Origin of the sequence: Actinomadura sp. NPDC000929, assembly GCF_040492065.1 — a bacterium.
Lineage (GTDB): Bacteria > Actinomycetota > Actinomycetes > Streptosporangiales > Streptosporangiaceae > Spirillospora > Spirillospora verrucosospora.
The window spans coordinates 42,349-56,526 of sequence record NZ_JBEUPA010000019.1 but is presented as its reverse complement, the minus strand read 5'-3'; the positions used below and the strand labels follow the sequence as shown (position 1 = coordinate 56,526).

14 protein-coding genes and 1 tRNA gene are annotated in these 14,178 nt (G+C 70.0%); 8 read left to right on the top strand and 7 right to left on the bottom strand.

Annotation, left to right across the window (positions count from 1 at the left end; all coding sequences use genetic code 11):
- Positions 1–42: 42 nt before the first annotated feature.
- From gyrA to ABWI04_RS10255, 4 genes are all read left to right on the top strand, one after another.
- Positions 43–2,547 carry a DNA gyrase subunit A gene (gene gyrA, locus ABWI04_RS10270; RefSeq protein ID WP_345182820.1) on the top strand — a complete coding sequence of 835 codons (2,505 nt, stop codon included), beginning with the start codon at positions 43–45 and terminating at the stop codon, positions 2,545–2,547.
- Between the two features lie 42 nt (positions 2,548–2,589).
- Positions 2,590–3,549 (top strand): DUF3566 domain-containing protein, encoded by a 960-nt coding sequence (locus tag ABWI04_RS10265; protein WP_345182821.1) that lies wholly within the window; start codon positions 2,590–2,592, stop codon positions 3,547–3,549.
- A 91-nt stretch (positions 3,550–3,640) separates the two neighbouring features.
- Positions 3,641–3,714: transfer RNA gene (locus ABWI04_RS10260), tRNA-Ile, on the top strand.
- A 364-nt stretch (positions 3,715–4,078) separates the two neighbouring features.
- Entirely contained in the window at positions 4,079–4,342 is a 264-nt protein-coding gene (locus tag ABWI04_RS10255; protein ID WP_353832200.1) for a hypothetical protein, read from the top strand.
- Here the strand turns inward: ABWI04_RS10255 and ABWI04_RS10250 are convergent.
- The 6 genes from ABWI04_RS10250 to ABWI04_RS10225 form a co-directional block, all read right to left on the bottom strand.
- Positions 4,332–4,688 (bottom strand): hypothetical protein, encoded by a 357-nt coding sequence (locus tag ABWI04_RS10250; protein WP_353832199.1) that lies wholly within the window; start codon positions 4,686–4,688, stop codon positions 4,332–4,334. The genes ABWI04_RS10255 and ABWI04_RS10250 overlap by 11 nt on opposite strands.
- Before the next feature lie 100 nt (positions 4,689–4,788).
- The gene (locus ABWI04_RS10245; protein WP_353832198.1) at positions 4,789–5,934 is read right to left on the bottom strand and encodes an RNA polymerase sigma factor; all 1,146 of its coding nucleotides are present in this window, start codon (positions 5,932–5,934) and stop codon (positions 4,789–4,791) included.
- Positions 5,931–6,338 carry a YciI family protein gene (locus tag ABWI04_RS10240; RefSeq protein ID WP_345182826.1) on the bottom strand — a complete coding sequence of 136 codons (408 nt, stop codon included), beginning with the start codon at positions 6,336–6,338 and terminating at the stop codon, positions 5,931–5,933. Before ABWI04_RS10240 ends, ABWI04_RS10245 begins: the two co-directional genes overlap by 4 nt.
- A gap of 150 nt (positions 6,339–6,488) precedes the next feature.
- Positions 6,489–6,914 (bottom strand): VOC family protein, encoded by a 426-nt coding sequence (locus ABWI04_RS10235; RefSeq protein WP_353832209.1) that lies wholly within the window; start codon positions 6,912–6,914, stop codon positions 6,489–6,491.
- A 321-nt stretch (positions 6,915–7,235) separates the two neighbouring features.
- Positions 7,236–7,739 (bottom strand): DUF1269 domain-containing protein, encoded by a 504-nt coding sequence (locus ABWI04_RS10230; RefSeq protein ID WP_353832197.1) that lies wholly within the window; start codon positions 7,737–7,739, stop codon positions 7,236–7,238.
- Positions 7,740–8,290: 551 nt separating this feature from the next.
- Positions 8,291–9,151, bottom strand: a complete 861-nt coding sequence (locus ABWI04_RS10225) for a dioxygenase family protein (RefSeq protein WP_353832196.1) — start codon at positions 9,149–9,151, stop codon at positions 8,291–8,293.
- Positions 9,152–9,433: 282 nt separating this feature from the next.
- Between ABWI04_RS10225 and ABWI04_RS10220 the strand changes: the two genes are divergently transcribed.
- On the top strand, positions 9,434–10,171 hold the full coding sequence (locus tag ABWI04_RS10220; RefSeq protein ID WP_353832194.1) for a bleomycin resistance protein: 738 nt from the start codon (positions 9,434–9,436) through the stop codon (positions 10,169–10,171).
- Between the two features lie 688 nt (positions 10,172–10,859).
- Here the strand turns inward: ABWI04_RS10220 and ABWI04_RS10215 are convergent.
- On the bottom strand, positions 10,860–11,366 hold the full coding sequence (locus ABWI04_RS10215; RefSeq protein ID WP_353832193.1) for a transcriptional regulator: 507 nt from the start codon (positions 11,364–11,366) through the stop codon (positions 10,860–10,862).
- Between the two features lie 557 nt (positions 11,367–11,923).
- Between ABWI04_RS10215 and ABWI04_RS10210 the strand changes: the two genes are divergently transcribed.
- The 3 genes from ABWI04_RS10210 to ABWI04_RS10200 all read left to right on the top strand — a co-directional run bounded on the left by ABWI04_RS10210 (position 11,924) and on the right by ABWI04_RS10200 (position 14,111).
- Positions 11,924–12,157 carry a hypothetical protein gene (locus ABWI04_RS10210; protein ID WP_185029805.1) on the top strand — a complete coding sequence of 78 codons (234 nt, stop codon included), beginning with the start codon at positions 11,924–11,926 and terminating at the stop codon, positions 12,155–12,157.
- A complete protein-coding gene (locus tag ABWI04_RS10205) occupies positions 12,114–13,055 on the top strand; it encodes an AraC family transcriptional regulator (protein ID WP_353832192.1) in 942 nt (313 codons plus the stop codon). The genes ABWI04_RS10210 and ABWI04_RS10205 overlap by 44 nt, the downstream gene beginning before the upstream one ends.
- A gap of 111 nt (positions 13,056–13,166) precedes the next feature.
- Positions 13,167–14,111 (top strand): DMT family transporter, encoded by a 945-nt coding sequence (locus ABWI04_RS10200; RefSeq protein WP_345182833.1) that lies wholly within the window; start codon positions 13,167–13,169, stop codon positions 14,109–14,111.
- Positions 14,112–14,178: the final 67 nt, after the last annotated feature.

Below are 14,178 nucleotides of genomic sequence, written 5' to 3'. Positions count from 1 at the left end.
GCGGACGTACTTCCTTCCCATCGAGCAGAAGAGGTCTTGAGAGTGACGGACGTGACCACAGAGGGTGGACACCCGGGCGAGCGGATCGAACCGGTCGACATCCAGGTCGAGATGCAGAAGAGCTATCTCGACTACGCGATGTCGGTCATCGTCGCGCGCGCGCTGCCCGAGGTGCGCGACGGCCTCAAACCCGTCCACCGCCGCGTCCTGTACGCGATGTACGACGGCGGCTACCGGCCCGACCGCGGCTACTTCAAGTGCGCCCGCGTCGTCGGCGACGTCATGGGGAACTACCACCCCCACGGCGACTCGGCCATCTACGACGCGCTCGTACGGCTCGCCCAGCCGTGGTCGATGCGGTACCCGCTGGTCGACGGCAACGGCAACTTCGGCTCGCGCGGCAACGACCCCGCCGCGGCCATGCGGTACACCGAGTGCCGCATGGCGCCCCTGGCGATGGAGCTCCTGCGCGACATCGACAAGGAGACCGTCGACTTCTCCCCCAACTACGACGGCCGCTCGCAGGAACCCGACGTCCTGCCGTCCCGGTACCCGAACCTGCTGGTCAACGGGTCCGCCGGCATCGCGGTGGGGATGGCGACGAACATCCCGCCGCACAACCTGCGCGAGGTCGCCGACGGCGTCCGGTGGTACCTGGACAACTACGGCGCGTCCGACGAGGAGCTGCTCGAAGCGCTGATCGAGCGCGTCAAGGGCCCCGACTTCCCGACCGCCGGCCTCATCGTCGGCCGCAAGGGCATCGAGGAGGCCTACCGGACCGGCCGCGGCTCCATCACCATGCGGGCCGTCGTCGAGGTCGAGGAGATCCAGGGCCGCACCTGCCTCGTCGTCACCGAGCTCCCCTACCAGGTCAACCCGGACAACCTCGCCCTCAAGATCGCCGACGGCGTGAAGGAGGGCAAGCTCGACGGCATCGCCGACGTCCGCGACGAGACGTCCGGCCGGACCGGGCAGCGCCTGGTCATCGTCCTCAAGCGGGACGCCGTCGCCAAGGTCGTCCTGAACAACCTGTACAAGCACACGCAGCTGCAGGAGACGTTCGGCGCGAACATGCTCGCGCTCGTGGACGGCGTGCCGCGCACCCTGCGCATCGACCAGTTCGTCCGGCACTGGGTCGCGCACCAGATCGACGTCATCGTCCGCCGCACCCGGTTCCTGCTCCGCAAGGCCGAGGAGCGCGCCCACATCCTGCGCGCCCTGCTCAAGGCCCTCGACCGCATCGACGAGGTCATCGCCCTGATCCGGCGCTCGCCGTCCGCCTCGGAGGCGCAGCAGGGCCTGATGAACCTGCTGGAGATCGACGAGATCCAGGCGCAGGCCATCCTCGACATGCAGCTGCGCAAGCTCGCCGCCCTGGAGCGCCGGCAGATCACCGACGAGTACGACAAGCTCATGGCGGAGATCACCGACTACAACGAGATCCTCGCCTCGCCCGAGCGGCAGCGCCGGATCGTCGGCGACGAGCTCGCCCCGATCGTCGAGAAGTTCGGCGACGAGCGGCGCACCGAGATCATCCCGTTCGACGGGGACGTGTCGTACGAGGACCTCATCGCCGAAGAGGACGTCGTCGTCACCATCACCCGCGGCGGCTACGCCAAGCGCACCCGCACCGACCACTACCGCGCCCAGCGGCGCGGCGGCAAGGGCGTCCGCGGCGCGCAGCTCAAGCAGGACGACATCGTCGACCAGTTCTTCGTCACCACGACGCACCACTGGATCCTGTTCTTCACCAACAAGGGCCGCGTCTACCGCGCCAAGGCCTACGAGCTGCCCGACTCCGGCCGCGACTCGCGCGGCCAGCACGTCGCGAACCTGCTCGCCTTCCAGCCCGACGAGCACATCGCCCAGGTCATGGACCTGCGCGACTACCAGGTCGCCCCCTACCTCGTGCTCGGCACCAAGAAGGGCCGCGTCAAGAAGACGGCGCTGACCGACTTCGACTCGCCCCGCACCGGCGGCATCATCGCCATCAACCTCGTCGACGACGACGAGGTGATCGCGGCGCGGCTCGTGTCGTCCGACGACAACCTGCTGATGGTCTCCACCGGCGCCCAGGCGATCCGGTTCCGCGCCGACGACGAGTCGCTGCGGCCGATGGGACGCGCCACCTCCGGCGTCATCGGCATGCGGTTCGAGGAGGACCAGGAGGTCCTCAACATGCTGGTCGTGCAGGACTCCTCGCAGGACGTCCTGGTGGCCACCCGCGGCGGCTACGCCAAGCGCACCCCGGTGGACCAGTACCCGCTCCAGGGACGTGGGGGGAAGGGCGTTCTCACCGCTAAGATCGTGGAATCTCGGGGGTTGTTGGTCGGAGCTCTGATGGTCGGCCCGGACGACGAGGTGTTCGCGATGACGTCGAACGGCGGCGTGATCCGTACCACCGCCGCCGAGATCAAGCAGTCCGGCAGGCAGACCATGGGCGTCCGCCTGATGAATCTCGCCGACGGGGACAGCGTGGTGGCCATCGCGAGGAACGTAGAGTCCATGGAGGACTCTGACGAAGCCGAAGGGGGCGACGGTGAGTGACGTATCCTGCATCGTCACCGAGCCGCTAGGCCAGGAGGACACGTGAGCACCGAGCCCGGCCAGGACAACGACGGGACCGGCGCCGCCGGCAAGGGCGGTGACCGGAAACCCGGCGCCAGGTCCGGCCCCGCCAAGCCCACCGGCAAGTCCAAGGGGAAGCCGGGTAAGACGGTGGCCGCCGCTTCCGCCAAGTCCGGGCGCGACGAGACGACCGTCGACATCGGCACCGGTGCGACGGACCCCGGCAAGGGCGCCGACGAGACGCGGTCCGATCTCACGCAGGTCGACGACGCGTCGGCCAAGGCGGCCGGCACCCCCGAGATCGCCCCGGTCAGGGACACCGCCGAACCGCCCAAGCCCGCCGCCAGGCCGGCGCCTCCGGGCGGCGCGGAAAGTGCGCCGGCCGGTTCCGCGTCCGGCTCCGGCCCGGCGGGCTGGGCCAGGCCCGCCGAGCCGTCCGGTTCGGTCTCGGCAGGACGTACGGACACGCCCGGCAAGGGGTTCAATTCGGCGGGCGGGTCGTCCGGCTCGGGCGGCCGCGGCTTCGCCGGCACCGTCCTCAAGGACCGTCCGTCCACCGCGGTGGCCCCGGCCAACGCCGCGTCCAAGGCCGCGTCCGGCAAGCCCGCCCGCAAGGCCCAGCTCCAGCTCGCCAGGCTCGAACCCTGGTCGGTGATGAAGTTCAGCTTCGTCATGTCGCTGGTCTGCTTCGTCGTCCTGCTGGTCGCCGTGATCGTCCTGTACGTGATCCTGTCCGGGCTCGGCGTTTTCGACGCGATCAGCGACACCGTCAACAGCCTCACGAAGGAACAGGGCGAGACCACCGGCAGCGTCGACGCCGGAAGCTGGTTCTCCTTCGTCCGCGTGTTCGGCTACACCGTCCTCGTCGGCGCCCTGAACGTCCTTCTCATCACCGCCCTCTCCACGGTCGGCTCCGTCATCTACAACCTCGCCGCCGACCTCGTGGGCGGCGTCGAAGTCACCCTCAAGGAGGCCGAGTAGCCCCACCCGCCGCCGCCCGGCAATCGATTTCCGGTTGCCCGCCCAGATGGGGTAACCTCTCGTTGCGCCGCCAGGGGCGGCGGCACACTCCGGGCCTATAGCTCAGTCGGTTAGAGCGCATCCCTGATAAGGATGAGGCCGGTGGTTCAAGTCCACCTAGGCCCACTCGGAGTTGGGAGTGGTGTGGTCGAAGCCTTTCGGGCTTCTTCCCCGCCACTCCTTCGTCGTTTCTGCCCGGGGGGCGACCCCCGGACCCCCGATGTGGGGGCTTCGCCCCCACGCCCCCTGCCGGTTGCGGTTCTTGGGCACGTGGCAGCTTTAGGGCCGGTCGTCCACAACCACAGACCCGCGCACGCGTTGCCTGTCGGGGCGCTGGGCGCCGTCCACCGGCTATTCCTCAGTGGAGCGGTCGGGCTGCTGCGTAGCGTTCAGTTCATCGCGCGGTCGTGGGCCCAGATGACCAGGAGCCAGCTCGCGATCACTTGGTGAGGGCACATGTTCGGCGGGGCGGCTGACCTAGACTCCTCGCATGAATCTCACCGACGCGACTCGCATGATTCTGGCGGAGTCTGCGGCCTTTCCGGAGCTGATGAGGGTCACGCGCGACGCTTACGACGAGTTGGCCGCCGGTCGCCGGGTTCATCACGCCACTCTGAGTTGGATGGTCAGAGAGGCCAGCCGCAAGGACCTCTACGGCGTTCTCATCCAGAAGCACGGCGCGGACGTCTTTGACGACATGATCACTGTTCTCTGCCGTGAGATCGATCGGCAGGCCCCGGTTCTCAGCCGCTGACAGCGACGGTGACGGCTTCGGCCATGTCGTCCACTACCCGGGCTACCGCCTCGACGAGCGCCGTGCCTGTCGGAGTGCCGGTCACCGTCCACACTTCCCGGTCTTCCTCTTCCACACTGGAGACGCCGTCGACGGCGCTGAGCGCGTCTGCGATGCGGCGGCGCAACTCGGATTCGAGAGGGTCCGTGCGGACGAACTCCATCACCCAGGCGCTGACATGCCACAGCGGTCCTACTCGAAGCTTGGAGGCCGAGACCGCGCGAAGGTCCGGCTCATCTGTCTTCCGTATCCACTCTTCGGCTATCCCGGAGTCGAGCGGTTGAATCTGCTGGACGTCGTCACTCACGCGACGAGGCTAGTGCGGATCCGCTCGCCCTTTCAGCTTCGGGGCCTGGTGATCCCCAGGAAGCGCGCGAGTCGGGAGCCGTGAGCATGGCGTCCGACGATCAGGTGCGCAGTTGCTCGTTGAGCCGTGCGGCCTGGCGCGTGAGGTGGTCGCGTTCGGGGATGTTGGGTGCTGATCGGGCGGCTTGGGCGTAGAGCCGTGCCGCGGTGACCGGGTCGCCGTCACGTTCGTGCAGGTACGCCGCTGCGGCGCTGTAGCGGGGCAGGGACGGGTCGAGCTCCGCCAGGGCGGCCAGGCCGGCCCGTGGGCCGTCGGCCTCGCCGACCGCGACGGCCCGGTTGAGGCGGGCCACGGGGTTGTCCGTGAGGCGCACCAGCTCGTCGTACCACTCGACGATCTGGACCCAGTCGGTCTCGGCTGCCGTCTGGGCGTCGGCGTGGAGCGCGGCGACGGCGGCCTGGGCCTGGAACTCGCCCAGGCGATCGCGGACGAGGGCCGCCTGGAGCACGTCGACGCCCTCGGCGATCAGGCGGGTGTCCCACAGGCCGCGGTCCTGCTCGGCGAGAGGGACGAGCCTGCCGTCGGGGCCGGTCCGCGCCGCGCGCCGTGCGTGGTGCAGCAGCATGAGCGCGAGCAGGCCCTGCACCTCCTCGTGGTCGATCCTGGCGGCGAGCTGGCGGGTGAGCCGGATCGCCTCGGCGGCCAGGTCGACGTCGCCGGAGTAGCCCTCGTTGAAGACCAGGTAGAGCACGCGCAGCACGGTGGCGACGTCACCGTGCCGGTTGAACCGGACGTCCGAGACGGTCCGCTTGGCCCTGCTGATCCGCTGGGCCATGGTGGCTTCCGGCACGAGGTAGGCCTGCGCGATCTGGCGCGTGGTCAGGCCGCCGACCGCGCGGAGCGTGAGCGCGACAGCCGAGGCCGGTGTCAGGGACGGATGCGCGCACAGGAAGTACAGCTGGAGCGTGTCGTCCGCGGCCTCGCCCGGGCTCGGCGCGGGCTCGGTCTCGACGCGCACCTCGCGGTGCCGCCGGGAGGTGTCGGCGCGGGCGGCGTCGAGGAACTTGCGCCAGGCGACGGTCACCAGCCAGCCCTTGGGATCCTGCGGCGTGTCGTCCGGCCAGACGCGCACGGCCTCGACCAAGGCGTCCTGCACGGCGTCCTCGGCCGCCGCGAAGTCGGCTCCGCGGCGGACGAGGACACCGATCACCGCGGGCACCAGCTCCCGCAGCAGCGGCTCGTTCACTCGGTCACCGTGGGCGGCTCGCTCAGGAAGGGGCGCACCTCGAGCCATTCGTAGATCGGCTTCCCGCCCGCGCCCGGCGCCGCGGACAGTTCACCGGCCAGCTCGAACGCCCGCTCACGGCTCTCGACGTCGATCGTGATCCAGCCGGCGATCAGGTCCTTGGTCTCCGCGAACGGACCGTCGGTGACCGGCGGCCGGCCCTCGCCGCCGTAGCGGACGAACGACCCCTCCTGGGAGAGCCCCTGGGAGTCGACGAACTCGCCGGTTCCTTCGAGCCGGGTGATGAAGTCCTGCATGTACTGCACGTGGGCCGTGAGCTCGTCCGGCGTCCACTGCTCCATCGGCACGTCGTTGGCCGGTGCCGGCGCGCCCCGGTAGTGCTTGAGCAGCAGGTACTTGGCCATCGTGTTCTCCTTGATGTGATTCGGGCCCATTGTGGCCGTGTTCAGTGCCTGGGACGGAGCCGCGCGCTCGTTCTCGACATGCCGCCCAGAGATTTCTCAGCGAATTTCGGAGCTTCCGCGCTGTCCCTATCGCGGGGGATCGGGCGGCCGTCAGCCGAGCTGCTCGGCCAGCGCGACGATGATGCCGTCGGGGCCGCGGAGGTAGCAGAGCAGGTGGCTGTCCTCGTACCGCGCCACCTCGCCGAGGAGTTCGGCGCCGTGGGCGCGCAGGCGGCCGACGGTGTCCACGATGTCGTCGACGGTGAACATGACGCGGTGCAGGCCCAGCGTGTTGGGCGGCGGGTTCTCCGGCTCCGCGCCGACCGTCGCGGGAGCGTGGTACTTCACCAGTTCCAGCCTGCCGTCGCCGTCCGGGGTCCGCATCATCGCGATGTCGCTCCGGACGCCGTCGAGTCCGACGGTGCGGTCCGCCCAAAGGCCCTCGATCTGCGCCTTCATTTCTTGCACCATGCCGAGTTCGACGAAGAACGCGACCGCGGCATCCAGGTCGTCGACGACGATCCCGACGTTGTCCATCCGCTGAACCGCCATGGTGGTCCTCCTTCGTCGCGCGGCCCGTCATGGCCGCTGGTGCACCTGGGACGGAGCCGGCGGGACGTTCTCGACATCGGGACGGTGCTGAATTTCAGGAACCTGGCCGTCGCCGCGGGCGGGCAGGCTCGTGCTCGATGTCGAGGCTGGAGGAGCCGAAGAGACTGCTCCACATGGCAGGCTCAGCGCCCTTCAGGATCGGCAGGACAGAGGCCGGTTTCGAGGGTCTCGAAACCGGCCTCTGGATCATCGGCGTGCCCTGGCGCGTTCCGGTGAGCGGCGTGCCGCGCCGCCGGAGCCGGGCTCTCAGGCGGGCTGGGGCGCGCGAGCGGCCTTGACGGCCTCCCGCAGGTGCTCCTCCTGCTCGGGGGACAGCGAGGTCTGGATGAGCCTGCCGCCCAGCGGCGCCATCTCCGGGACGGCCTTCTCGGGATTGCGCTTGTCGACCAGGACGAACACGGCCGCGGCGCCGGGCGGCAGCTGCTCGCCGAGGTTGCGCATGAAGTCGTCGTCGATGCCCATGTCGCTCGCGGAGCCCATGGCCGCGCCGGTGGCTCCGCCGATGGCCATGCCGAGCAGCGGCATGAAGAAGATGAGCCCGATCAAGCCGCCCCACGCGGCGCCGCCGAGGGCGCCGCCCGCGACGAGGTTGCGGGCCTGGTGAAGCTTGATCTTGCCGTCCTGCCTGCGCTCGACGATGACGACGTCCGCGAGCTCGATGATGTGCTCCTTGTGCAGCTGGACGAGCTTCTCGCGCGCCTGCTCGGCGCGAGGCAGGTCGTCGTAGGCGACGGCGATCAGGTCGCTCATGTTTCCCCCGGTCGTGTCTCCCGCCCGCTGCCGGGCGCAGGAGGGGTGCGTGGTCGCTGTGTGCGGCGGTTCCCGGCGTGCCGATCACCCGCGCGATATGTCGGGATGTCCGGGAGAGTCCCCAATGCGTGGTCCACTGCAAACCATGAGCGAGGCGCTCTTGGACCTGGACAAGACAAACCGTGGGTTCTGCTTGACGTAAGCGGGCGGCGCGTCAGGCGGGCTTCTCAATGGCCGATAGCACTGGGGAGCCATGGGCGCCGACCCGCTTTGGGAGTCGGGCGCCCACTCGTTGCGCCATGCCCGGTGTGGAAACGTGGCGGCTGCCTGGGCTCCTTGGCTTTCGGTGCATTGAGATCGCGCTTCGGCCTATGCGACCCGGAGCCGGTTATCCAGATAAGAGGGGCAGTTCTCCACAGGTTGTGGATAACTGAGAGGTCGGTGATGCCGATGAGGGCGGTGTTCACTTCGAACCCTGCCACATTGCCCTGCGGGAGTGGCGCTGCTGGCGCCGGCCTGTGGCGCGGAGGGGAGCCAGAGCGCGGGGCGGGTCAACCGAGCTCTCTGCTCAGGACCAAGTCGAACTCGGCGTGGCGGAAGGGCGTTCGGACACCGTTCCGCGCGGCCGTCTCAGCGTCGGTCGACTCGGTGAAATCGACGATGAGGCTTTGCTTGACCGCGAAGACAGCGTCGGAGTCCAGGTAGGGGCTTCCTGCCACGAAGACGTGAGTGGTCAGCGGGGTGTGGCCGTCTGCCCGGACGATGAAATGGATGTGCGCCGGCCGGTAGGGGTGGCGGCCGGTGGCCCGCAGGAACCGTCCGACCGGCCCGTCCGTCGGGATCGGGTAATGGCTGGGGAGGACGGTCCGGAACCGGAACCGCCCTTCGGAGTCGGTGTGGAAAAGGCCGCGCCCGTTGCCGGCCGGTTGGACCCCCGGCTGCTGGACGTCGTAGAACCCCTTCTCGTTGCACTGCCAGACGTCCACCTCGGCGTCGGACAGGGGCGTTCCGTCGCTGCTGAGGACACGACCGGCCACAAGGCACGGCGGCGCCTCACCGATCAGATCGATGCTGTCGCCGAGCGCGCGCGGGGGCGACTCGACCATGTGGAACGGGCCGAGGACGGTGCTCTCCGTGCCGCCCTCCTGTTCGTTCAGGGTCTCCACCAGCATGGACACGCCCAGGACGTCCGACAGCAGGACGAACTCCTGCCGCGTGTTGGTGCAGGTCTGGCCGACGGCAGTAAGGAACCCGATCGCCTGCTCCCATTCGCGGATCGACGGCCGGACCTCACCGACGAATGCGTGCAGGTGGCGGGTGAGCGCGTCCAGCAGTTCGCGGAGTCGAGGGTCGGAAGTGCCGCGGAAACTGTCCTGGACGGCCCGCGTCGCAGTGTGCTCGTTGAAGTCCACGGATGCCTCCCTTTCCACAACCTGTGGAAAACTCTGGCGATGGGGACCACTTCACTTGCCGTGTGGTGCCCGCCGGGCGGTTGAACCGATCTCCGCGAGTTCTCCGCCCTGGTCACGCGGACCGCGTAGATGGTTCCGGGAGTGGCGGCGATCGCGGCACTGGTGATCGCGATGGCGAACATCATCCTCCACCTTCGCGGCCCGCGCACAGGGAACGGCGCGCCCGCATGATCGGCTGTAGTCAAACTTGACTAACGCCGACGGCCTTCCTAGGCTCCGACCATGGGCGAGAAGGCGATTCCGATCTTTCCGTGCAGGTCGATAGAGCTGACCTGGGACTTCTACAGCGCGCTCGGTTTCGAGCAGACCACCTGGCAGACGCGCCCCAATCCGTACCTCGCGGTCCGGCGCGGCGACGTCGAACTGCAGTTCTTCGGCTGGAAGAAGCACGACCCGGCCGCGTCCATGAACATGTGCTACATCACCACGACGAAGGTCGACGCCCTGTACGAGGCGTTTCGCGGCGGGCTCCGCGAGGCCCTCGGCCGGGTCCCGACCCGGGGGTTGCCTCGACTGAGCGCGTTGCGGGACATGTCCTACGGGGTCCGGCAGTTCCTGCTCAGCGACCCGGACGGGCTCCAGCTCCGCATCGGCCAGGCCATCTCGGAGGACACGCGGCACGCGCCCATCCCGGAGGAGACGGTGGCCCGGGCCTTCCACATGGCCGCGCTCCTCGGCGAGTCGAAGGGGGACCATCGCGCCGCTGCCCGGATCCTCGATCGGCTGTTGCGGTCCGACGAGGCGTTGTCCCCGTCCGAGCGCCTCACAGCCCTGGTCCTGCGCGCCGACGCCGCCGCCCACCTGGAGGAATGGCCTCTCGTCCGCACCCTCACGGCCGAGGCCCGCGTGATCGACCTGCCCGCCTCGTCGCGGTCGGGCGACGACCTCGGCCGCCTGGCCGATCTCGAAGCCGCCATCCCTGTCGACGGTCGGACTCCGCCCTCCGGAGACACGCGCTGACCGGACCCACGCGGGGGTGAAGCCCGCAGGTGAGGGCCACTCGATGTCGATCGCCTCGCATCGATCGCCGGGCCGGCGGCCGGTGCGGAGGCGAGTCGATGTTCCGCCTCGCGGTGTCCCGGTGGACTGCCGGGTTGGGGACACGGTTGGGGATTACTGTGGGCAACTCTGTCCACCGGTCCTGTGAGGTTGTGGAAGGGATTCGCCCACAGGGTGTGAACGGGGTGTGGAGAACGCCCGCGCAGAGTGGGTTTTCCTGCTGGTCAGCGGCTTTTCCACGACGTGGACAAGTGAGCACGCGGGTTGGGGGCGAGCTGGGGAAGAATGTGGACGCGGAGCCGCGGGGCCGTACCCAGGTTGTGCACGATAGTTATCCACAGGTTGTGGATTCTGTGGACGGACGAGCGACCTCGGTCATGATGAGGAGGACGGCGGCGGACGAGCCGTCCGGACCGTGGAAAGCCCGGCTGTTCTGGGGATCCACCTGTGGACGCGACCCCGGAACGCCCTGCTGCGACGAGGTGGAAGATGTGTGCGACGGTTACCAACAGCCTGTGGATAACGGCCCCCAGGGGCACTCGCCGAGCCTCCCCGCGCCCGAAGGGAACGAACAGCCCCCGTACCTGTGGGTACGAGGGCCGGTGCTCGAGGCGATGCCGGAAGACGGCCCCGCCTGGGTGATGGGTCCCTACGCCGCGACGGCCGTCACGACGGAGGCGATGAAGATCCACCACCAGTGCCATGCCTGGTCGAGGGCGTACCGCCCCGTCCCCAGCACGGTGTTGTCGTCCTTGCCGGCGCGCGGGGCGCCGAGCCGGTAGAAGGCGCCCACGGCCTCGCCCTCGAGGCCCTTGAGCTTGTCGATGAACTCGGCCAGCCGCTGCAGGGGGTCCCTACGGTCGGCCCAGTAGTGGGTGACCGCCGATATCAGCTGCCCGAGGATGAAGCTGAACAGCGAGATCCGCAGGCCGAGGATCGCCCACATCATGGCGACGACCAGTGACGTGCAGACGGTGTAGGACGCCACATGCCGCAGGCATGCCAGGCGCCCCTTCCACATCTGGTCGCCGTGCAGACCCTTGTCTCGATCCTGGACATCGGTCTGGACCCAGTGGTCGCCGACAGCGTGCGCAACGAGCATCGAACCCAGAACGACCACGAAGGTCAGAGCGGTGACGATCTGGTCCGGAGACATGTCTCACCTCACGGTGTTTCAGTTACCGGCCCGGGGTGACCCCGGGCGACCGGCTCCGAGCGCCGGCTGATCAATACCGTTCCACAGGCGATCCCTGACGTGTGGCCATTTCGTGACCACCCCGCGACGAATACGTAGAAGCCAGACTCGAAGCGGGCACCGGGGTGGGGCGGGGCGCGCGGTCACCTCTGTCCGCTGGGGTGGGCAAGGCGCAGGAGGGCAGGGGGTGTGTCGTCACTCGAAGGAACTGGCCGCGGAATCGTGGCGGTCGAGGGTTGATGCCTGGGGCGCGGGAGCCGGCGAGGTGGGGATCGCCAGATGGGCGGGGCGGTGCCCGCGAGGTCGGCAGGTGTGATCGGGATGAGGTCGCGGGGTGTTTTCCGTTGGTCTGGTCATGACCCGTGTTTCTCGGCTCGGCGCCGTGGAGGCGAGCGGCTCGCCACGCCCGGCGGCACGGTGGTTTTCGCGCTCCGATTCGCCCGGAGGCGGTGCCGGCCCGGGCGGGAGGGCCGCTCCGACCTGCGAACATTTGTTCGAACGCGTGCTACTCTCCCCGCATGGGGCAGTTGCTGAACGAGCCGGTCCGAGCCGAGCACGACCCGGCGGGGCGGCTCACCGCGTACGAGTGGCGGGGGACGCGCTACGCGGTCGACGCGGTGCTGAAGACCTACGGATCGGCCCAGGAGGGCAGGGTCTACCGGTTCCGGGTCACCGGCGCGGAGGGCGTGGCCGTCGTGGAGCTCGGTCGTGACGAGGACCGCTGGCGGCTCCGGCACGTCTTCTCGGCCTGACCGGCGGCCGGGCGGCGCGAGCCTGCTCGACGCCCGGGGAGGCGACCGGACGCTGTGGACGCGGGTGGGCGGCATCCAGGGCGCGCCGCTCGATCTGCTGACGGCCCGCATCGGCCGCCGGCACTACGCGCCGCACACCCACGACGAGTACGCCATCGGCGTCACCGTCGACGGCACGGAGACGATGCTCTACCGGGGCGAGAGGATCTACTCGGCGGCCGGCAGCGTCGTCGTGGTCGAGCCGGGCGAGGCGCACACCGGCGGTCCGGCGCGGCCGGAGGGTTTCGCGTACCTGTGCCTCTACCCCGCCGCCGAACTGCTGGGCGCGGCGACGACCGCGGAGGCCGGCCCGGCGCCGGCATCACCGCACTTCGCGCACCCGATCATCGACGACCGGGGTCTCGGCGAGGCGCTCCGCCTCGCCCACCATGCCCTGAGGCTCGGCGCCGACCCGCTTGAGGGCGAGTCGCGGCTGCTCGGCGTGCTGGGCACGCTCGTCCGGCGGCATGCGGCGTCCGGCCCGAAGGCGGTCCCGGCCCACCGCAGGGCCGAAGCCGGAAGCATCGCGCGGACGGTCGCGACCCGCCTGTCCGACGAGCTGACCGCCCCGCCGACGCTCGCCGAGGTCGCCGCCGACCTGGGGCTGTCGCGCTACCAGCTCCTGCGCGCCTTCCGGGACGCGATGGGCATGCCGCCGTACGCGTGGCTCGCCCAGCACCGGGTGGCCCGCGCCCGGGCGCTGCTGGACGCGGGCCACCGTCCGGCCGAGGCGGCGACGCTCGTCGGGTTCGCCGACCAGGCGCACCTCACCCGCTGGTTCCGCCGCGTGCTGGGCGTCACCCCGGGCGTTTACCGCAACAGCGTTCAAGACAGCACATCTCGCCGACCCCGATTCTGAACGTCCGCCCCGGGTCGGACCCGGGTGCCAGGGCCGATCGCGAACGCGCCCGCTCCGCGCAGGTCCCGGGGCGGAGGCGGCCCGGGCGGGCGGTCGAGAACGGAGGTCGGGTTGAGTCGCCGCGGCTGGATGCTGTTCGCGCTGATGAGCGTGCTGTGGGGCATCCCCTATCTGTTGATCAAGGTGGCGGTCGAGAGCGTCTCGGTCCCCATGGTGGTGTTCGCGCGCACCGCGCTGGGCGTGCTCGTCCTGCTGCCGCTGGCGCTCAGGGCCGGGCGGCTGGACGTGGTCCGCCGCCACTGGCGCCCGCTCCTGCTGTTCACCGCGGTGGAGATCCTCGGGCCGTGGGCGCTGCTGTCGGACGCCGAGAACCGGCTGACCAGCTCCATGACGGGCCTGCTCATCGCCGCCGTCCCGATCATCGGCGTGGTGCTCGCCCGGCTCACCGGGGACGCCGAGCGGCTCGGGCCCCTCCGGTGGGCGGGCCTGCTGGTCGGCCTGGCCGGCGTCGGGGTGCTCGCCGGACCGCACCTCGGCGGCGGCAGCGCGTGGGCGATCGGCGAGGTCATGCTGGTCGCGGTCGGGTACGCGATCGCCCCGATGATCGCCACCCGGCGGCTCCAGGACCTTCCGAGCCTGCACATGGCCGCGTTCTCGCTGGCCATCGCCGCCCTCGTCTACACCGGCCCGGCGATCGCCACCTGGCCGAGCGCCATGCCCGACGGGCGGGTCCTCGCCGCGCTCGTCGCCCTCGGCCTGGTCTGCACGGCGCTGGCGTTCATCGTCTTCTTCGAGCTCATCCGGGAGGTCGGCACGTCCCGGGGCATGGTGTTCACGTACGTGAACCCGGCCGTGGCGGTCGCGGCCGGCGTCGTGTTCCTGGGGGAGCCGCTCAGCGGGACGATCATCGCGTCGTTCGTGCTGATCCTCGGCGGCTCCGTTCTCGCCACCGCGCGCCGCTCCCCCGCGGCCGCACCGGTGCCCCCGCCTGACGACAGCACCGCCGCACCCGAACCGGCCACGAAGCCCACGCCGGAACCCGCGCCCGAACGCTGACCCCACGGCCCTGCCCCCCGAGTCACAGCGGTCCGGGACCGGTGCGAGGAGGGGCAGGGCCGGTGCC

Bases quoted from the DNA above. Each gene is read 5' to 3' on its own strand.
- ABWI04_RS10230 (WP_353832197.1), bottom strand. From the start codon at position 7,739: ATGAGCGACCTGATCGCCGTCGCCTACGACGACCTGCCTCGCGCCGAG.
- ABWI04_RS10235 (WP_353832209.1), bottom strand. From the start codon at position 6,914: ATGGACAACGTCGGGATCGTCGTCGACGACCTGGATGCCGCGGTCGCG.
- ABWI04_RS10220 (WP_353832194.1), top strand. From the start codon at position 9,434: ATGGGCGAGAAGGCGATTCCGATCTTTCCGTGCAGGTCGATAGAGCTG.
- ABWI04_RS10210 (WP_185029805.1), top strand. From the start codon at position 11,924: ATGGGGCAGTTGCTGAACGAGCCGGTCCGAGCCGAGCACGACCCGGCG.
- ABWI04_RS10255 (WP_353832200.1), top strand. From the start codon at position 4,079: ATGAATCTCACCGACGCGACTCGCATGATTCTGGCGGAGTCTGCGGCC.
- ABWI04_RS10215 (WP_353832193.1), bottom strand. From the start codon at position 11,366: ATGTCTCCGGACCAGATCGTCACCGCTCTGACCTTCGTGGTCGTTCTG.
- ABWI04_RS10240 (WP_345182826.1), bottom strand. From the start codon at position 6,338: ATGGCCAAGTACCTGCTGCTCAAGCACTACCGGGGCGCGCCGGCACCG.